Raw genomic sequence first — 19,275 nt, 5'->3', positions numbered from 1 at the left:
CTGAAGCCACTCCGGGGCGAGAAGGCCGCCAGGTCAGCCGCCTTCTTTTAAGCGCGCTTTTGGCTACTTTTTTCGCGCAAGAAAAAAGTAGCTCGCCGAAAGAGCTTGCGAAGCAAGCCGGGCGAAACAGATTTTGAATTGTCGAGGCCCGCACCGCGGCATCCCGCGGCAAGGCTTCGATCCATGGCTGCATCAGGGATCGGCCACCTGCCTGCGGAGCAGACGGGCGCCAGGCAGATGCGGTTGGAGCGGGCGAAGGGAATCGAACCCTCATCACGAGCTTGGGAAGCTCGGGTAATCACCATTATACGACGCCCGCACCGGCCCGTATCGTAGCTCTGCCCTGACCCTTTGGCAATCCCCCGAAAAAAGAAGGCCCCGCACCTTCCGGTAGCGGGGCCATTTGTTGTTGTTATTGATTCTGTTTGTTGTTGTCGTTAAAGCGCCTGTCAGGCGTGGCCGTGCTTGATCAGCGTCAACTCGTGGTTGAGTGCCTTGCCCAGGCTGACGCACATGAACAGCAGCACGATCGTGAACGGCAGGCCCGTACTCACGGCCCCGGCCTGCAGCGCGTTGAGCGCGGCATCCCCGCCGACAGCCAACAGCACGCCGGCCACGGCGCCCTCGGTGACGGCCCAGAAGATGCGCTGGGGCACCGGCGCGTCGAGCTTGCCGCCGGCGGTGATGCTGTCGATCACGAGCGAACCGGAGTCCGAGGAGGTGATGAAGAACACCAGCACCAGCACGATGGCCAGGAAGGACGTGATCGAGGTGAATGGCATCTCGGCGAGCATCTGGAACAGCGCCAGCGAGGAATCGCCAATGCCGCCGGCCAGTTCGCCGACACCTTCCTTCACCTGGTCGATGCCGCCACCGCCGAAGGCGCTCATCCACACGATGGTTACGATCACCGGCACAATCAGTACCGCGGTCATGAATTCACGCACCGTACGGCCACGCGAGACGCGGGCGATGAACATGCCGACGAACGGGGACCAGGAAATCCACCAGGCCCAGAAGAAGATCGTCCAGGCGTGATAGAACGTACTGTCCTCACGGCCAACCGGATTGGAAAGCGGCAGGATGTACTGGATGTAACCCACGATGGTGGTGCCCGCATTGGCGGCAAAGGCGATCAGACCACCGGCGACCATGGTGAACAGCAGCAGCGCCAGGGCGACAAACATGTTGATGTTACTGAGCAGACGAACGCCGCCGTGGATGCCGCGGACCACCGAAACCACCGCAATGGCGGTCACCCCGATGATGATTGCGACCTGCGTCATCAGGCCACCGTCGATGCCGAACAGGAACGCCATGCCGCCGGCTGCCTGCTGGGCACCCAGCCCGAGAGAAGTCGCCAGGCCGAAAAGCGTAGCCAGAACGGCGAGCGTGTCGATGAGGTGGCCGAACCAGCCCCAGACCCGATCACCCAGCAGGGGATAGAAGGTCGAACGAATGGTCAGCGGCATGCCCTTGTTGTAGCAGAAGAATGCCAGGGAACATGCAACAACGCCATAAATCGCCCAGGGATGAAGACCCCAGTGGTACATCGTGGCACCGAGAGACGCCTGGGCATCGCCACCTCCGACGTTCAGCGGGGTCCCGTACCATTCGGTGAAGTAGCCCACCGGCTCGGCAACACCCCAGAACATCAGGCCGATGCCCATGCCGGCGGCGAATAGCATCGCGAACCAGGACAGAACACTGAACTCGGGTTTGGCATCCTGTCCCCCGAGCCGAATCTTGCCGACGGGCAGAATGATCAGTGCCAGGCAGAACAGGACAAAGATGTTGCCGGCCGTCAGGAACAGCCAGTCGAATGTCTCGCCAATCCACACGCGCATGGAATCGAGCGTCGAATTGGCGGTGTCCGGAAAGATCAGCGACAGTACAACGAAAAGTACGATCAGCGTCGAACTGATCGCGAACACGGGATGGTGAATATCCATCCCCATGGCTTCGACGTTGTCCTGACCGACCTCATAGTCGGTGTCGTAGATTTGTTCGATTTCCCGTATTTCTTTTGGTTTTTGGTTCTGTTCGTCGAACTCACTCATGGTTTTCTCTCCCTTCGATGGAACCCTAAATAAAATCGGCCCAATGCCCCTCACGCCGTTGACAATGGCATGCGGACATTGGGCCGAGTCGGTTCACTGGACTTAGAAGTAGTATCCGAAGTTGATGTTGAACCGAGTGTTTGTGCCAGGTTCGGTGGTCGAATCCATGGAACCACCGATGAACGGCTGATTCTCTGCCAGGATCAGATCGATGTAGGTATACAGGCCACCGGACGTCACGGCCACGCCGCTAACGTTCATCCAGGTATCTTCGAGACCACCTGACTTGTCAGTGACCAGCGAGTAGTCATTGTAGAAGGTCAGGTTCGAAACCGGCCCCCAGTTGACGGGGAGGCTGTATGCCACGTTGCCGGTGTACGAAGTGGCTTCCGCCGCGATGGTGTCGAAGAAGTCATAGGCGCCGACCGCCATGCGGCCCGAACCATTGTCCATGTCGTATTCGTATTCAGTGGCTTGTAGCTGCAGGTTCCACGGGCCGTAGTTACCAACCAGATGGGCAGCAAAGGCCGACTGGCTACCAATGCCGTCTGCACTGCCACCCTTGACGTCACCGTACTGGGCGGAAAAACCGAGCTCAGTCGAATAGTCCGTTCCGTGACCGAGTGTGTACGCGACGCGTCCGTTGGCGACATTGCTGTCGAACGCGAAATTCGACGGGGTGGCAAACGTGCCTTCACCCGGCTCTCTCACACCGACGATGTCGTAGGAATAGCGGTCGTTCAGGAAGTCCGGAAAATCACCGCCGTCGAAGCCCAGGTAGCTATCAGAACTACCGAGTTCATCGTTCCAGTAAAAGGCGCCCTGGACATTCAACGGACCTTCGTCGTAAATCAGCTTGGCGCCGAAGTCGTAGTCGTCCTCAAGCCCGAGGTAGTAGTTCGAGCTGAAGAAGAAGCTGTGCGAGTTGTAGGGCGTAACACCGAAGGGCACCTGGTTGACACCGATCTGGCCCTGCAGTGAATCGCTGAAATCGTAGCCGGCCCAGGCATGATGAATGACATTCATATACTGGTACCAGCGCCACTCGGCGGAAAGAATCACGTCGCCAACGGTACCGTCGAAGTTCAGGCGGACGGTATCCATCTCGAAGGTGCCGTTGTTGTCCTTGGACAGGTCATTATAGTCTTCCAGGACGTACTGGAACCGGACGGCGCCGCCGACATCGATTTCAGTGGCCTTCTTTTCGTCGTAGGTTTCGGCAGCGATTTCCTTGACCTGCTCTTGGTCTGCATCGCCTTCCTCGACTTCGGCCAGGCGTGACTCCACTTCTTTGCGCTTTTCTTCTTCTTCCTCACGTTCAGCGCGCAACTCGTCGAGCTGCTGTTGCATTTCGAGAAGCTGCTGCTGCATGCGGTCGATCTGCTCCTTGAGCATATCGGCCTCGTCCTGCCCTTCCGAAGCGGAGGCGGCCGACATCACACAGGCCATGATCAGGAATGCAGACAATCTCAACCAGGATGGCTTTCGCATGTTCCTCTCCCTAAATGTCTGGAAAATTGAGTTTCCCCTGCAGCCACAATCGAGCCCGGATTGGATCCGGAGAGCTTGCATTGACCGCACTTGTCTAGACAAGCGCGCTGGAGCAAGGATTCTCCTTCCCTGTTCTGACTCGAACGCGCTGCAGAAGCTCGAGATTAATTTAATCTTAACAGATGCTCGCAAGGGCACGCAAACAAAACCTAGACGTGCGTCACCTTTTGTAATGCGAGCGCAGCGGCAGATTCATCTCGCGCAACTCCTTTCGAGCACGCTCGTGATCCGGGTCCTCCCGCACGGGTTGCCGGGCTATTTGTTGGATATAGGATTCATCAAAGCCATGGTGCAAAGCACCACTGACGATCACGTCGACATACCAGTCGAAAGGCCTCAGAGTCCTCGTGGTCCATTGCAAGGGGGCCGTGTAGCTGAACGCCTGGCACTGCTTCCCATGCAGATCGATCGTGAACGGGACGGTCTCGTAACCGTGCCCGCACCCCTCGAACACGTCAAGTTTCCTCACTTGATCCGGACTGAGCGCAAATACGGCGGCCCGGGCGGCGAAACCGCTGCCTGGACAGGCATGTAGATTGGCCTTGGAGGAGCCGTCGCCGCCACGCTTTTCGAAACGCAGCCTCCACCCCGGGAGTTCAACCGCTCCGACCAGGCCCACCGAGCCGATTCGCGCTTCGAGCCGGCGTGGGTGAAGGTTCGATCCGTAGGCGATATACAGGCGTTGCCGAACGGACGGCATGGAAATCAGACGAGGCCGCGTGGGCGGAATGACCGGTCGTACAAATTCAGTGCGTAGCGGTCGGTCATGCCGGCCACGAAGTCGAGCACCTGCGTGAGTCGGTCAGCGTCCTGAATGCAGTAACTTTCTGGGATGAGTTCGGGGTGAGCGATCAGGTGATCGACTAGTTGATGAATGACGCGGCGAGCCCGTTCATTCTGCGCCACGGCCTCCGGTCGCAGATAGACTCGCTCGAACATGAACTCACGAAAACGCTTCATGGCCTGAAGAACGTCGGCACGCATTACGACCTTGCCACGCTCGAGTGATTCGTCGATGACCGCCTCGATCATCGCGTTGATCCAGCTGCGGCCCTCGAGCGGGCCCAGTATCTCGATGACGTCGGACGGGATGTCGGACGCCTCGATCACACCGGCACGGAGGGCGTCCTGCAAATCATGGTTGAGATAGGCGATGCGGTCGGCGTAGCGGCAGACCCAGCCCTCCGGCGTACGCGGCGGCGGCTTGACCCGCCAGGTATGGGCGCGAACGCCGTCGAGCACCTCCCAGGTCAGGTTGCGCGGCTCGAGCACACGAAAAATGCGCACCCCCTGCTCCGAATGCAGCCACTCGCCGCCGTCGATGTAATCCGACAGCGCCGCTTCGCCCGTATGGCCGAAGGGCGTATGGCCGCAGTCATGCGCCAGGCAGATGGCTTCGGTCAGGGTTTCGTTGAGCCCCAGGGCGGTGGCCAGCGAACGGGCCACCTGCGTCACATGCAGGGTGTGGGACATCCGGGTGACGAAATGATCGCCTTCGGGATTGATGAAGACCTGGGTCTTGTGCTTGAGCCGCCGGAACGCCTTGGAATGCAGGATCCGGTCGCGATCGCGCTCGAATTCCGTGCGATAGGGATCGGGCGCTTCTTCCCGCTCACGCCCCCGGCTCCCGGCCGAGCGGGTGGCGAGCGGTGAGAGCCATTCCTCGCGGGCTTCGCGCTGCTCGCGGGTGACGGCACTCAGAGACGGTCTTCCTATGGTTGCGGCCATGGCGTTCAGTTTACAGTGCGCGCTTGACCGAATCGTCGAAGCCGACCAATACTGCGTCAGGCAGCTGTAAAACCGGGCGCTTGATCAGCGTTGGATGCCGGGTCAGCAATTCGGGCGCCACGTCCACGTCCAATGCACGCGCCCGCTCGTTCTCGCCGAGGCTGCGCCAGGTCGTCGAACGGCGGTTGACCAGTTTTTCGAGACCGACTGCATCGATCCAGCTGCGAAGCCTGGCCTGGTCGATGCCGTCGGTGCGGAGGTCATGCCAGCGATAGGCTCGCCCGGACTGCGCCAGCCACTTGCAGGTCTTGCGACACTTGTCGCAATTTCCGATACCGTAAATTTCGATCATGGAATTGATGTGGGAGCGGGTCGGATGAAGCTCAAGTGACTGAGTGCTTGACCAGCGGCCCCGGCGCGCGTCCCGGCCTGATCGAACCGCGTGCTGGTGACTTTATATCGTATTATGCTAATATACAGGGAACTGGAATCTTGGGGAACAGCATGAAAGCGCGTCTACTTGTCATGGTCGCCGCAATGATCTGGACCGCGGCCGTGTCGACCCCCGCTGGGGCCGTCGAATGGCTGCCGGTGGAACGGGCGAGCCTGGTCGAATCGGTGCGGCTCGACGGCATGATCGAGGCCGTCCAGGAAAGCACCGTGTCGGCCCAGACGGCCGGCACCATCGTCGAACTACCCTACGACGTCGATGATGTGGTCGAAGCCGGTGCGCTCATCGCCCGGCTCGATGACACCGAGCAGCGAGCCCGACTCGAGCAGGCCCGCGCCAACCTCGACGAGGCCGAGGCCAGCCTGGAAGACGCTCGCCAGCGGTACGAACGCGTCGAACCACTGGCCGAGCGCGGCGTCGCCTCCCAATCCGACCTGGATCAGGCCCGAAACGCGCTGAGTGCCGCCCGGGCCCGTGTGACGCAATTCAAAAGCGCCATCGAGGAGGCCCGCGAGCAGTTCGATTACACCCGCGTCACCGCTCCCTACGGCGGCATCATCACGGCCCGCCACGTCGAGCTCGGCGAATCCGTACGGCCGGGCCAGCCGCTTCTGAGCGGATTCGCCCTCGACCCGCTGCGCGTGATCGCTTCCGTACCACAGCGCTACATCGACCGGGTCGGAGACGAAAATGGTCTGCGCGTCGTGCTCGACGACGGCCGCGAACTCACAAGCGGCAGGATCACCCGCTTTCCCTTCGCTGATGCGCCGGGTCACGGCGTGACTGTCCGCATCGCCGTCGACAACGGCGACCTCGGCATCTATCCCGGCCAGCTGGTACGCGTCATGCTGCCGGTCGAACGCCGCGAGACGCTGTGGATTCCGGCCGAAAGCCTGCTCAGGCGCAGCGAGCTGCGCGCGGTCTTCGTGCGCGCTGATTCCGGCGAGCCCAGGCTGCGGCAGGTCCGCATCGGGGCGCGCCAGGGCGATCGCCTGGAGGTCCTCTCGGGCCTGAGTGAAGGCGAGGAGGTCGCGCTCGATCCCGAAGCCATCTTCGCCCGGAGCCGGTCGCAATGAGTCAGGATCAGCCGAGCATGGGTCCTTCCGGACACATCGCGCGCGCCTTCCAGGATTCCCGCCTGACGCCGCTGCTCGCCGCCGTGGGTATCATCGCCGGTCTGCTGGCCGTGGTGATCACGCCCAAGGAGGAAGAGCCACAGATCGACGTCACCATGGCCGACGTCTTCGTGCCCTTCCCCGGCGCGAGCGCCGAGGAAGTCGAGTTCCTGATCACCAACCCCGGTGAGCAGATCTTCGACGAGATATCGGACGTCAAGCACGTCTACTCGACTTCGCGCCAGGGCCAGGCGGTGATCACCGTCGAATTCGAAGTCGGCATTCCACGTCAGGATGCCCTGATCCGCCTCTACAACAAGGTCTACTCCAACACCGACTGGTTCCCGGCCGATCTCGGCGCCGGGCAACCGGTGGTCAAGCCCAAGGGCATCGACGACGTCCCGATCGTCACGCTCACGCTCTACGATCCCGACCGACGCCAGACCGGCGAGGAACTCACCCGCCTGGCCCATACCCTGGAAGTGGCGCTCAAGCGCGTTTCCGGTACGCGCGACGTCTACACCGTCGGCGGCGTGCCCGATCGCGTGGACGTGGTTTTCGACCCCGCCAGCCTGGCCGGCTACGGCATGACCCTGGCCGATGTTCGCGACGCCATCCGGGCGGCCAACAGCGCCGCCGGCGAAACACGCATCATGCGCGACGGTGTGTCTATTCCCCTGCAGCCCGGCAGCCTGCTGGAGACCGCCGAGCAGGTCCGGCGCCTGGTTGTCGGACTGCACGGTGACACGGCCGTGCGCCTGGGCGACATCGCCGAAGTCCGCCGCGGGGAGACGGTGCCCGACCAGAGCGTCATGCTCGGCCTGGGCCCGGGCAGCGAAGACGGACAAGGACAGGTCTATCCGGCCGTGACCCTGGCGGTGGCCAAGAAACCGGGCGAGAACGCCATCGACATCGCCGACGCCGTCAAGGAGCGCCTGGACATCCTGAAGGGCCGCGTCATTCCCGACAACACCGAGGTACTGGTCACCCGCAACTACGGTGAAACCGCCTCGGACAAGGCCCGCTCGCTGATCCGTGACCTGATCTCGGCAACCGTCGCCGTGATCCTGCTGGTGCTGGCCACCATGGGCTGGCGCCAGGCGATGATCGTTGGCACGTCGGTGCTGGTCACCCTGCTGCTGACCCTGGTGTTCTCCTGGGCCTGGGGCTTTACCCTCAACCGCGTTTCCCTGTTCGCGCTGATCTTTTCCATCGGCATCCTGGTCGACGACGCCATCGTCATCGTCGAGAACGTACATCGCCGTATCAGCATCTCGAAGCGACCCATCCGCGACATCGTGCCCGCGGCGGTCGACGAAGTGGGCACGCCCACCATCATGGCGACACTGACGGTCATGGCCGCGCTCATCCCCATGGCTTTCGTGACCGGCCTGATGGGCCCCTACATGGGCCCGATCCCGATCAACGCCTCGGCCGGCATGGTGCTCTCGCAAGTCGTCGCCTTCGTGCTCGCACCCTGGCTGGCCGTGCGCCTGCTGCGGCGCGAACGCGGTTCCGACGAAGCAGACAGCCAGCAATCGGAAAGCTCGATCGAAGGCATTAGCCCGCGCCTGCGTGGCATCTTCTCGTCGATTTTCACCCCCTTCCTCGGCGACAACCACAGGAACCGATGGCTGCTGACCGGCGCCGTCGTGGGGCTCACCCTGCTCGTGGCGCTACTGCCCGTATTTCAGGCCGTGGTTCTCAAGATGCTGCCGTTCGACGACAAGTCGGAACTGCAGGTGGTGGTCGACATGCCCGAGAACACGCCGATGGAAGAAACCATGCGGGTGCTGATGGAGATGGGCGACCACGTCTCCGGGATCGATTCGGTCACGGACTGGCAGGCCTACGCGGGCACGGCCTCGCCGATCAACTTCAACGGCCTGGTGCGCCAGTACTACCTCAGGGGCGAGCCCTACCACGGCGACCTGCAGATCAACCTGATCGACGAGGGCCGCGACCGCCAATCGCACGAGATCGCGCTCGACCTGCGCGGCCCGATGACCGAAATCGGCGAACGCTACGGGGCGGCGGTGAAGATCGTCGAAGTCCCGCCGGGCCCGCCGGTGCTCTCGCCGGTGGTTGCCGAAGTCTACGGCCCCACGCCCGAAGCGCGCGCGGAGCAGGCAAAGTCGCTGGCCAGGCACATGGAGCGTATTGATGGCTTGGTCGACATCGACACGACCGTCACCGCGCCCACCGAGCGCTGGCAGGTGGTTATCGATCGGCACCGCGCAGCCACCCTGGGTATTTCCCAGGCCCAGGTGGTCGACGCCCTGGCCGTTTCCCTGGGCGAGCGCAACGTCGGCTACCTGCGCGACCCCGGCGCCAAACATGCCGTACCCATTCGCGTGATCCTCTCCGAAGGCGACAAGGCACAGCCTTCGGCCCTGATGTCGCTGCCGGTGATGAGCCGCGACGGCGAGATGATTCGCCTGGCCGACGTAGCCCGCATCGAACAATCGCAGTGGCCGGGCATCATCTACCACAAGGATCTGTTGCCGGTCACCTACGTCACCGCGGACATGGCCGGCGATATCGACTCGCCGCTTTACGGCATGTTCGCGCTGGCCTCCGAACTCTACGACCAGGCGAACGCGCCGACGCAGTACTGGATCAACCAGCCCGAGTGGCCGGGCACGCCAGCGCTGAAGTGGGACGGTGAATGGCAGATCACCTACGAGACTTTCCGCGACATGGGCCTGGCTTATGCCGTGGGCGTGTTCGTGATCTTCCTTCTGCTGGTCGCGCAGTTCCGCGCCTACCTGATCCCGCTGATCGTCATGGCGCCGATTCCGTTGACCCTGATCGGCATCCTGCCCGGCCACGCCCTGCTCGGGCGGGAATTCACCGCCACGAGCATGATCGGCATGATCGCGCTCGCCGGCATCATCGTGCGCAATTCCATCCTGCTGGTGGTCTTTATCCGGCAATTGCTCGACGAGGGTGAATCCCTGGAAGACGCGGTGGTGCTGGCCGGCGTGGTGCGCCTCAAGCCGATCGCGCTCACCGCGATCTCGGCCATGCTGGGGGCAGCCTTCATCCTGCCCGACCCGATCTTCAACGGCCTGTCGATCTCGCTGATCTTCGGCCTGGCGGTGTCGACACTATTGACCGTGCTGCTGGTTCCCCTGCTCTACTACGTGTTCATCGGCAAGAGTGAAGTGCAGGCCGGTTGAGGCCCCGGTTTCCGGGCGGGCGCCACACAGCGCCCGCTCGAGGCGGCGTGGCCCACTAACGGCAGTCACTGAGCGTTTCGGAGTAACTCGTTAACGGACGTGCGCGAACGGGTCTTCTCGTCGACCTGCTTGACGATAATGGCGGCATAAAGGCTGTGGCTGCCGTCGTCAGCCGGCAGGGTTCCGGCAACCACCACGGAACCGGCCGGCACGCGGCCGGTGGTGATCTCGCCGGTCTCGCGGTTATAGATGCGCGTGGACTGGCCCAGGAAAACGCCCATGCCGACCACCGCGCCCCTCTCGACGATCACGCCCTCGACCACTTCCGAGCGCGCGCCGATGAAGCAGCCGTCCTCGATGATGGTCGGGTTGGCCTGCAGCGGCTCGAGCACGCCGCCGATGCCCGCACCGCCGGAAAGATGCACGCCCGAACCGATCTGGGCGCAGGAGCCGACCGTCGCCCAGGTATCGATCATGCTGCCGGCGCCGACGTGGGCCCCGATATTGACGTAGCTGGGCATGAGCACGACGTCGTCGCCGATATGCGCACCGCGCCGCACGGTCGCCGTCGGCACCACGCGCGCGCCGCAGCGATCCGGCGTGTCGACCTCATCGGCAAAACGCAGGTCGACCTTGTCGAAGTAGTTGCTGACGCCACCTGCCATCACACGATTGGGCGTAAGACGGAAATGCAGCAGAATGGCTTGCTTGAGCCAGCCATTGACACGCCACTGGCCGTCGTCGCCAGGCTCGGCGACACGCAGTTCGCCCGATTCCAGCCCCCGCAGACAGCTCTCGATCTGCCCGCGCAGTTCATCATCGACCGTCTCGGGCGAAAGATCGCCGCGGCGATCCCAGGCGGATTCGATGGTGGATCTGAGTTTGACGAGATCGTTGTTCATAAGCGCAGTGTTAAGTGTGAAGTGTTAAGTGTAAAGAAATGTTGGGCCTGCCACCATCGAACGAGGCTGCTGCCAGCAATTCGAGCAGGAACTACCCGAAGCGCTCAAAACGCCCGCCTCATAACACTTCACACTTCACACTTCACACTTAACACTTAAAACTTCACACTTTTCAACCAACGTCCAATCGCTTCCGAAGCTCCCCCTCGAGCCGATCGCAGGAGTCCCGGTCGAGCGGCCGGCCGTTGGCGTCGGTGATGGTGAACACGTCTTCCACGCGCTGACCGAAGGTGGCCACGCGGGCGTCGTGCAGGCGCAGGCCGTGGGCGACCAGGGCCTCGGCGATGGCCGACAGCAGGCCGGGGCGATCGGTGGCGGCGATTTCCAGGTCGGTCACGCCGTCGCCGGCCGACAGCTTGATTTCGGAGCGGCCCATGAAAGGCTGAAGCCGGCGCGGCACGGGTCTGGGCGGCAGTGGGCGGACTTCGCGCGCATCGAGCTGCTCGACGAGGGAACCCTTCAGGCGCTCGGCATCCGATTCGTACAGGGGCTGGTTGTGCGAGTCCATGACCTGGAAGATATCCCAGCTCTTGCCGTCGTCGGACGTGATCACGCGTGCCCCCATGACGTTGAGCTGCATGCGATCCAGTTCGCGCGCCACCACCGCGAACAGGCCGGCAAAATCAGCGGCGTGCACGAAAATCTCGCTGATGCCCTTGTCTTCGAGACTTCGGCATGCCACCAGCGGCAATGACGGGCCGTCCAATACCTCCCTCGTCGTCCAGACCAGCTGCTCCGCGTCCAAACGTAGGAAAGCCCGATCCGGCAACGGTCTCCAGCAACGCTCGACGGTTTCGGGATCCACGTCCAGATCCTGCAGCAGGGCGAGCGCTTCACTACGCGTCTCGTCGAGGCTCGCCTGGCGATCGACCGGGTGTTCGAGCCCCCGGCGCAGGGCCTCGGTGGTCGCCACGTAGAGCTCCCACAGCAGGCTGTCCTTCCACGAATTCCACAGCCTGGGGCTGGTCGCGGCGATATCGGCCACGGTCAACACGAACAGATGATCGAGATGTCGCTGATCGCCCACCGTTTCGGCAAACGCGTTGACCACCTCGGGATCGGAAATGTCCTCGCGCTGGCTGGTGCGCGACATTAACAGGTGCTGGCGAACCAGCCAGACGACCAGGTCCCGATCGGCATCCGCCATGTCGAGACGATCGACGAAGCGCCTTGCATCCTCGGCACCCAACTCGGAATGGTCGCCGCCGCGGCCCTTGGCGATGTCGTGAAAGAGCGCGGCCAGGTAGAGCACTTCCGGACGCTCGATGCGCTTGAAGATTTCGATGGCGTGATTGAAGCGGTCCGGATGCTTGGCGTAGGCGAAACGCCTCAGGTTGCGGATCACGAACAGCGTGTGCTGATCGACCGTATAGACATGGAACAGGTCGAACTGCATGCGACCGGTGATCTGGGCGAATTCCGGCAGCAGGGCGGCGAGCACCCCGTAGCGATTCATGCGTGCCAACTGGCTGTAGACCAGGCGGTCGCGCCGCAGCAGTGCGAGCAGGTAGCCGAGAATTTCCGGGTCGCGGCGGTAGTCGTCGTCGATCAGGTACAAGTGCTCGCGCACCAGCCGGATGGTCGTAGCGCGAACGCCGCGCACATCGGGATGATCGGCGAGTACCAGGAACATGCGCATGATCAGCGACGGATACTGCACCAGCGCGTGCGGATCCTTGAGCTCCAGGTAACCGTGATGAATGCGGAAATGCGCGTCGATATCGGCCGATGGCAGGTGGCGGCGGCCGGCCAGCAATTCCTCGTCGAAGCTCTGCAACAGCCGTTCATTGAGCCGCTCGAGCTGCATGACATTGCGGTAATAGGCCTGCATGAACCGCTCGACCGGTTCGTTGCTCTCCTTGCACTCGCCATAGCCGAACTGTTCGGCCAACCGGCGCTGATATTCGAACAGCAGGCGTTCCTCGGCGCGACCGGCCGTCTGGTGCAGGGCCCAGCGCAGGCGCCAGAGATGCTCGCGCGCGGCCACCAGGTCTTCGTGCTCGCGCTCGCTCAGAAACCCATGCTCGACCAGGCCGTGCAGGGTGGAGGTGCCGAAATGCCGGCGGGTGACCCAGGCGATCATCTGCATGTCGCGCAGTCCACCCGGCCCCTCCTTGAGGTTCGGCTCGAGGTTGTAGACGGTATCCTCGAAATGTTCGTGGCGCTGGTCCTGCTCCTCGACCTTGGCCGAGAAGAACTCGTCGGCCGGCCACAGTGCCGGGGGATCGGTTCGTTCCCGCATGGCGTGATAGAGCCCACCCTGCCCGGCCATCAGGCGCGACTCCATCAGATTGGTGGCAACGCCGACATCCTCACGCGCCTCCTCGACGCATTCCTCGACGCTGCGAGCGCTCTGGCCGGGATGCAGATCGGCATCCCAGAGCACCTGGACGAACTGCTCGAGTGATGCCGCATCGACGTCCTGGTCGTCGGGCAGCAGGATCAAAAGGTCGACGTCGGAATGCGGGTGCAATTCGCCGCGGCCGAAACCGCCGACCGCGCAGAGTTCCAGTCCGGCATCACTCGGCGCCAGACGGTCCCAGGCCGTCAGCACGAGCTGCTCGACCACCCAGGCCCGGGCCTGGACGAGATCGCGTATATCGGTGTTCGCGAGGAATTGCCGCTGCAGCTCGGCGTCGGCCGCTTCACGCGCCTCGCCCAGCGCATGGCTGAGCAACTCGGGTCGGGCATCGAGTTCAGCCAGTGCCGCGAGATCGAGGCAGTCGCGGGTGGCCGGAACTGCGCTCAATCGTTCGATCACAGCGGGTCGTCGGGCAGTTGCGTCAGGACTTCGAAACCGTCGTCGGTCACCGCCAGGGTGTGTTCCCACTGGGCGGTCAGGCTGCGGTCCCGGGTAATCACCGTCCAGCCATCGGGCAGCAGCTTGGTATGGCGCTTGCCCAGGTTGATCATCGGTTCGATGGTGAACGTCATTCCGCGCTCGAGCACCATGCCCTGGCCGGGCCGGCCGTAATGCAGCACCTGCGGTGCTTCGTGGAAACCCCGACCGATGCCGTGGCCGCAATATTCGCGCACCACCGAGCAACGCTCGCCCTCGGCATATTCCTGGATGGCGTGGCCGATATCGCCCAGCGTCGCGCCGGGCCTGACCGTCTCGATACCGCGCACCAGCGCCTCGTGCGCCACGTCACAGATACGACGCGCCTTCACCGACGGTTCACCGGCGTAAAACATCTTGGATGTATCACCGTGCCAGCCGTCCTTGATGACGGTGACATCGATGTTGAGGATGTCGCCGTCCTTGAGTTTCTTGTCGCCGGGAATGCCGTGGCAGACCACATGATTTACAGAAGTACAGATCGACTTTGGAAAACCCTTGTAGTCGAGCGGCGCGGGTACGGCGCCGAGTTCGTCGACGATGTACTCATGCGCTATGCGGTCAAGCTCGCCGGTGGTCACGCCCGGCTTGACGTGCTCACGAAGCAGCGCCAGAACACTGGCAGCCTGCTGGCCTGCCACGCGCATCGTCTCGATTTCCTCGGGCTTTTTGATATGAACTTGATGATTCATCAATGAAACTATTTTGAAAGTGCAACAGTCTACCCGATAGGGCACTGGATAGCGTCGGCAGCGGGGTTATTCCGTTGGCATGACCATCGACCCATGCCTTTTGGCACGTGTGTCCGAGAGCGGGTAAATGGCAGGATGGCGCTCACTGGAGAGTCACGTTCGACAACCGCGATCCGGGACACGCGAACCTCATGAAAAAGATTCTACGATACACACTGCCGCCGGCGCTGATCGTCGCCTCGATCATCGTCGTACTCATCCTGGCCAGCAACCGTCCGGAGCCGCCCGAACGCGAGCCGGTCGAGACGGCCATGCTCGTCGACACCATTGCCGCCGAGCTGGCAGGCGATCGTTTCATCGTCGAAGCCCAGGGCACGGTTCAGCCGCGTACCCAGACCACCCTGGTGCCCGAAGTCAGCGGCAAGGTGACGCACATCTCCGAGGAATTCGTGGCCGGCGGCTTCTTTCGCGCCGGTGAGGTCCTCGTCGAAATCGACCCGAGCGACTACCAAACCGCGGTCAAACAGGCCGAGGCCGACCTGGCCGCCGCACGCGCCCGCCTGTCTGACGAGCAGGCACGGTCCGACCAGGCCCGGCGCGACTGGCGCAAGCTGCACGGCAATGAGGGCGAGCCCTCGCCACTGGTGCTGCGCATTCCGCAGCTCGAGCAGGCAAAAGCCTCCGTGCAGGCGGCCGAAGCGGCGCTGGCCCAGGCCCGTCGCAATCTCGAGCGTACCCGCATCTCGCTGCCCTACGACGGCATGGTGCGCTCGCGCTCGGTCGATATCGGCCAGTACGTCGGCGTGGGCACCACCCTGGGCGTCGCCTTCGCCGCGGACACCGCCGAGGTTCGCCTGTCCCTGCCCGACCGGGACCTGGCATTCATCAACCTGCCGCAACCCGGCCGCAAGCAAGGTCCGCGCCCAAGGGTGCGATTCTTCGGCGACGTCAGCGGCCAGCGTGGCAGCTGGACCGGCGAAATCGTGCGTACCGAGGGCGTGATCGAAGAGACGACACGCCTGACCCATGCCGTGGCCCGGATACAGGATCCCTACGGCCTGCTGGGCGAAGAGCGACCGGTGCCGCTGCCCATGGGCACTTATGTGCAGGCCGAAATCCAGGGCCGTTCGGCGTCCGGCCTGATCGAGTTGCCGCGCGAGACCCTGCGCGAAGGCGACCGGCTTTTCATTGCCGACGAGGACGATCGCCTGGAAATCCGCAATGTCGACGTCGTTCGCTCCACCGCCCAGCGCGTCTACCTGGCCGACTCGATCGAGCCCGGTGAACGCGTGATCACCACGGCCATCGCCGCCCCGATTTCAGGCACCCGACTCAACGTGCGGGAGAGTCAATCGAGCGAACCTGAACTGCGCATCCTGCCCGCCGAAGAGGAGCAGGAAGTGGCTGCGCAATCGGAGGACGCACAATGAATCCCGAACGCAACTGGTACGGCAACATCATTGCCTGGTTCGCCAACAACTCCGTGGCGGCCAACCTTCTGATGCTGTGCCTGCTGTTCGGCGGCCTGGTCACGGCATTCACCATCACCAAGGAAATCCAGCCGAGGATCGAGACCAACTACGTCACGGTGACGGTGCCCTACCGCGGCGGCACACCGCGCGACGTCGAGCAGGGTGTGCTGATCAAGATCGAGGAAACCATCCAGGACATCGAGGGCATCAAGGAAATGGTCGCCACCGGGCGCGAGGGCTCCGGCAGCGTTCAGGTCGAGGTCAATCAGGACTATGACGTACTCGAGGTGCTCGACGAGATCAAGACGCGCGTGGACTCCATCTCGACCTTCCCGGCGGAGACCGAACGACCGGTCTATCAACGCAACACCTGGACCCAGGAGGTCATCTGGGTATCGGTTTTCGGCGATGTCGGCGAACGCACACTCAAGGAAGCCGCCCGCGACATCCGGGACGAGATCATCGCCCTGCCCGACGTCACCCGCGCCGAATTGGTCGGCACCCGTGCCTACGAGATCGGCATCGAAGTGCGCGAGGAAACGCTTCGCTCCTACGACCTGACGCTGGGTGAAGTAGCCCAGGCGATCCGCGAATCCTCGCTGGACCTGCCGGGCGGACGCATCGAAACCGCCGGCGGCGACGTGCTGGTGCGCACCATCGGCCAGGCATACGTCGGCCGCGATTTCGAAGACATCGTGGTTCGCTCCAACCCGGACGGCTCTCGCGTACTGGTGCGCGATATCGCCACCATTCGCGACGGCTTCGTCGAGCGCGAGCGCTATGCTCGTCACAACGGCCAGCCGGCCACCGCCATCCGCATCCTCAGCGTGGGCGAGCAGAACGCCCTGGCCGTTTCCGAGGCGGTACGCGACTACATCGCCGAAAAACAGGAAGAACTGCCCGACGGCCTCAGCGTCGACTGGTGGGCCGATATCTCCTACTACCTCAAGGGCCGCATGGAGATGATGGGCAAGAACCTGATCGCCGGCGCCGTCCTGGTCTTCCTCATCCTCGCGCTGTTCCTGCGCCTGAAGCTGGCCTTCTGGGTGATGGTTGGCCTGCTGATCGCCTTCCTCGGCGCGCTGTGGATGCTGCCGGCGGTTGGTGTAACCATCAACCTGATCAGCCTGTTCGGCTTCCTGGTGGTGCTCGGCATCGTGGTCGACGACGCCATTGTCATGGGCGAGTCCGCCTATACCGAGATCCGCGAGAAGGGGCACTCGGTCGACAACGTGGTCAACGGCGTCTACAAGGTTGCCATTCCCGCCACCTTCGGCGTTCTCACGACGATCGCCGCATTCCTGCCGATCCTGATGATCTCCGGTATTTCGGGGCAGTTCTTCGCAGCGATCGGCTGGGTGGTCGTGCTGTGCCTGTTCATGTCCCTGGTGGAGTCCAAGCTGATCCTGCCCGCCCACCTGGCGCACATGCGCATCAAGAAGCACGATCCGGATACGACCAACCGCTTCATTCGTTTCCAGCGCAGCTTTTCCGACGGCATGTTCCGGTTCGTGGATCGCTTCTACCTGCCGTCGCTGGGCGTCCTCATGCGCAACCGCTATCTATCGCTGGCGGCCTTTATTTCGATCCTCATTCTCTCGCTCGGGCTGGTCTTCGGCGGCATAGTCCCCAGGGTGTTTTTCCCCGACTTTACCGGCGACTTCATGCAGGCCGAACTTGAAATGAACGAGGGCACGCCGGCCTACGTCACGCACGCCAACATGGACCGGCTGGCCAGGAAGCTCGAAGCGGCCGACGAAAAACTCCAGGAGAAACACGGCCTGGAGGACGATATCGTGCGTACGGTCTTCGCCTGGTCGGGTTCGGATACTTCCGGGGGCATGCTGGTGGAGCTCGCGCGCAACGAGGACAGCCCCGTCACCATCACCGAACTGGAGCGCGCATGGCGCGAGGCCGTCGGTCAGATTCCCGGCGCGCGCGGCCTTCGTATCGGCAACGCCGGCGGCGGACCGGGCGGCGGCGGGCCGGATATCTCCTTCCAGCTCGTGGGCAACGATCTCGACCAGCTCGAGTCAGCCGCGGCCGACCTCGAGAGCCGCGTCAACGGTTACGAGGGCACCTATGATGTGCGCAATTCCTTTGAAGGCGGCCTGAAGGAGCTGCAGCTTGAAATCAAGCCCGAGGCCGAAGTGCTGGGCCTGAGCCAGCAGAACCTGGCCCGGCAGGTCCGTCAGGCTTTCTTCGGCGAGGAAGTCCAGCGCATCCAGCGCGGCCAGGACGACGTACGCGTGATGGTGCGCTACCCGCGCGAGCAGCGCACCTCGGAGGGATACCTGGAGGCCATGCGGATTCGCACGCCCGACGGCTCGGAAGTGCCTTTCGGTTCGGTCGCCGACGTGAAGGTCGGCAACAGCCCCTCGGTGATCCGCCGCTTCGACCGCCAGCGCTCGATCAGCGTCACCGCGCGCGTCGACAAGGAGATTGCCGAACCGGGCCGCATCACCGAAGAATTGCGCCAGACACACCTGCCGGAAATCCTGGCCGGCTATCCCAGCGTCAGCTACCGGGTGTCCGGCGCGACGCGCAGCCAGCAGGAAGTCGCGCGCGATCTGTTGATCGGCACGGCATTTGCCCTTTTCCTGATCTACGCGTTGATCGCCGTGCCGTTGCGCTCCTACCTGCAGCCCTTGCTGATCATGTCGGTCATTCCCTTCGGCATGGTGGGCGCCGTGGCCGGCCATTGGCTGCTGGGAATCCCCATCAGCATGCTCAGTTTCTTCGGCATCATCGCGCTCGCCGGTGTGGTGGTCAACGACAGCCTGATCCTCGTCGACTTCGTCAACCGGCATCGCCGGGCCGGCGAGTCGCGCATCGACGCGGCCGTCAAGGCCGCCCGCTCGCGCTTTCGGCCCATCATCCTGACTTCGGCAACGACGTTCCTGGGGCTGGCGCCGATCGTGTTCTTCGAGACCAGCCTGCAGGCGCAGATCGTCATCCCGATGGCGACCTCGCTGGCCTTCGGCATCGTCTTCGCCACCGTCATCACACTGGGCCTGATTCCGATCCTCTACCTGATCGGCGACGACTTCGTCCATCTCCTGCAGCGCATCCTGGGACGCGAACGCACCGGCATGGTGGCCTCACAGGAAGCTTGACCCTTTGTCGACCCGGACATCCCGGCCGGCAGTGAACGAGGTCGTGCAGAAAGGAAACGTGCGGGGTCCCGGCTCAAGGCCGGGACGACCCCAGTAGCTGTCGCCCC

13 protein-coding genes and 1 tRNA gene are annotated in these 19,275 nt (G+C 63.2%); 4 read left to right on the top strand and 10 right to left on the bottom strand.

Annotated features, from left to right (window positions below; all coding sequences use genetic code 11):
* The 7 genes from DZK26_RS14445 to DZK26_RS09900 all read right to left on the bottom strand — a co-directional run.
* Positions 1-193: hypothetical protein (locus tag DZK26_RS14445; protein ID WP_220376495.1), on the bottom strand; the 193-nt coding region annotated here is incomplete at its 3' end.
* 51 nt (positions 194-244) lie between these two features.
* A tRNA-Gly gene (locus DZK26_RS09925) sits at positions 245-319 on the bottom strand.
* Positions 320-449: 130 nt separating this feature from the next.
* A complete protein-coding gene (locus DZK26_RS09920; protein WP_116897514.1) occupies positions 450-2,060 on the bottom strand; it encodes a BCCT family transporter in 1,611 nt (536 codons plus the stop codon).
* A 102-nt stretch (positions 2,061-2,162) separates the two neighbouring features.
* Positions 2,163-3,551, bottom strand: a complete 1,389-nt coding sequence (locus tag DZK26_RS09915; RefSeq protein ID WP_147306612.1) for a carbohydrate porin — start codon at positions 3,549-3,551, stop codon at positions 2,163-2,165.
* Between the two features lie 220 nt (positions 3,552-3,771).
* A complete protein-coding gene (locus DZK26_RS09910; RefSeq protein WP_116897516.1) occupies positions 3,772-4,311 on the bottom strand; it encodes a gamma-glutamylcyclotransferase family protein in 540 nt (179 codons plus the stop codon).
* Between the two features lie 5 nt (positions 4,312-4,316).
* Entirely contained in the window at positions 4,317-5,339 is a 1,023-nt protein-coding gene (locus DZK26_RS09905) for an HD domain-containing protein (protein WP_116897517.1), read from the bottom strand.
* Between the two features lie 10 nt (positions 5,340-5,349).
* Positions 5,350-5,691, bottom strand: coding sequence for a Spx/MgsR family RNA polymerase-binding regulatory protein (locus tag DZK26_RS09900; RefSeq protein WP_116897518.1), 342 nt, complete (start codon positions 5,689-5,691; stop codon positions 5,350-5,352).
* Between the two features lie 152 nt (positions 5,692-5,843).
* On the opposite strand from DZK26_RS09900, the gene DZK26_RS09895 reads away from it, so the two are divergent.
* Together DZK26_RS09895 and DZK26_RS09890 are read left to right on the top strand one after the other, a co-directional pair.
* On the top strand, positions 5,844-6,866 hold the full coding sequence (locus tag DZK26_RS09895) for an efflux RND transporter periplasmic adaptor subunit (protein WP_116897519.1): 1,023 nt from the start codon (positions 5,844-5,846) through the stop codon (positions 6,864-6,866).
* Positions 6,863-10,087 carry an efflux RND transporter permease subunit gene (locus tag DZK26_RS09890; protein ID WP_116897520.1) on the top strand — a complete coding sequence of 1,075 codons (3,225 nt, stop codon included), beginning with the start codon at positions 6,863-6,865 and terminating at the stop codon, positions 10,085-10,087. The genes DZK26_RS09895 and DZK26_RS09890 overlap by 4 nt, the downstream gene beginning before the upstream one ends.
* Before the next feature lie 65 nt (positions 10,088-10,152).
* On the opposite strand, the gene dapD is transcribed toward DZK26_RS09890, so the two are convergent.
* From dapD to map, 3 genes are all read right to left on the bottom strand, one after another.
* Positions 10,153-10,989: a 2,3,4,5-tetrahydropyridine-2,6-dicarboxylate N-succinyltransferase gene (dapD, locus tag DZK26_RS09885; protein ID WP_116897521.1), complete on the bottom strand. Its 837-nt coding sequence runs from the start codon at positions 10,987-10,989 to the stop codon at positions 10,153-10,155.
* Between the two features lie 172 nt (positions 10,990-11,161).
* On the bottom strand, positions 11,162-13,798 hold the full coding sequence (gene glnD / locus DZK26_RS09880) for a [protein-PII] uridylyltransferase (protein ID WP_181918299.1): 2,637 nt from the start codon (positions 13,796-13,798) through the stop codon (positions 11,162-11,164).
* Positions 13,799-13,806: 8 nt separating this feature from the next.
* Positions 13,807-14,580 (bottom strand): type I methionyl aminopeptidase, encoded by a 774-nt coding sequence (gene map, locus DZK26_RS09875; RefSeq protein WP_116897523.1) that lies wholly within the window; start codon positions 14,578-14,580, stop codon positions 13,807-13,809.
* A 191-nt stretch (positions 14,581-14,771) separates the two neighbouring features.
* Here map and DZK26_RS09870 point away from each other — a divergent pair, with 191 nt between their 5' ends.
* Both DZK26_RS09870 and DZK26_RS09865 read left to right on the top strand, forming a co-directional pair.
* Entirely contained in the window at positions 14,772-16,010 is a 1,239-nt protein-coding gene (locus DZK26_RS09870) for an efflux RND transporter periplasmic adaptor subunit (RefSeq protein ID WP_116897524.1), read from the top strand.
* Positions 16,007-19,168 carry an efflux RND transporter permease subunit gene (locus DZK26_RS09865; RefSeq protein WP_116897525.1) on the top strand — a complete coding sequence of 1,054 codons (3,162 nt, stop codon included), beginning with the start codon at positions 16,007-16,009 and terminating at the stop codon, positions 19,166-19,168. Before DZK26_RS09870 ends, DZK26_RS09865 begins: the two co-directional genes overlap by 4 nt.
* Positions 19,169-19,275 lie beyond the last annotated feature (107 nt).

Origin of the sequence: Wenzhouxiangella sp. 15190 (genome assembly GCF_003417465.1) — a bacterium.
Taxonomy (GTDB): domain Bacteria; phylum Pseudomonadota; class Gammaproteobacteria; order Xanthomonadales; family Wenzhouxiangellaceae; genus Wenzhouxiangella.
The sequence above is the reverse complement of the archived record's forward strand: the minus strand, read 5'-3'. Positions and strand labels throughout refer to the sequence as shown.

What these genes read in the sequence shown, in the direction of transcription:
- DZK26_RS09920 (WP_116897514.1), bottom strand. Translation starts at nt 2,060, where the DNA reads ATGAGTGAGTTCGACGAACAGAACCAAAAACCAAAAGAAATACGGGAA.
- DZK26_RS09915 (WP_147306612.1), bottom strand. Translation starts at nt 3,551, where the DNA reads ATGCGAAAGCCATCCTGGTTGAGATTGTCTGCATTCCTGATCATGGCC.
- DZK26_RS09910 (WP_116897516.1), bottom strand. Translation starts at nt 4,311, where the DNA reads ATGCCGTCCGTTCGGCAACGCCTGTATATCGCCTACGGATCGAACCTT.
- DZK26_RS09905 (WP_116897517.1), bottom strand. Translation starts at nt 5,339, where the DNA reads ATGGCCGCAACCATAGGAAGACCGTCTCTGAGTGCCGTCACCCGCGAG.
- DZK26_RS09900 (WP_116897518.1), bottom strand. Translation starts at nt 5,691, where the DNA reads ATGATCGAAATTTACGGTATCGGAAATTGCGACAAGTGTCGCAAGACC.
- DZK26_RS09895 (WP_116897519.1), top strand. Translation starts at nt 5,844, where the DNA reads ATGAAAGCGCGTCTACTTGTCATGGTCGCCGCAATGATCTGGACCGCG.
- DZK26_RS09890 (WP_116897520.1), top strand. Translation starts at nt 6,863, where the DNA reads ATGAGTCAGGATCAGCCGAGCATGGGTCCTTCCGGACACATCGCGCGC.
- dapD (WP_116897521.1), bottom strand. Translation starts at nt 10,989, where the DNA reads ATGAACAACGATCTCGTCAAACTCAGATCCACCATCGAATCCGCCTGG.
- map (WP_116897523.1), bottom strand. Translation starts at nt 14,580, where the DNA reads ATGAATCATCAAGTTCATATCAAAAAGCCCGAGGAAATCGAGACGATG.
- DZK26_RS09870 (WP_116897524.1), top strand. Translation starts at nt 14,772, where the DNA reads ATGAAAAAGATTCTACGATACACACTGCCGCCGGCGCTGATCGTCGCC.
- DZK26_RS09865 (WP_116897525.1), top strand. Translation starts at nt 16,007, where the DNA reads ATGAATCCCGAACGCAACTGGTACGGCAACATCATTGCCTGGTTCGCC.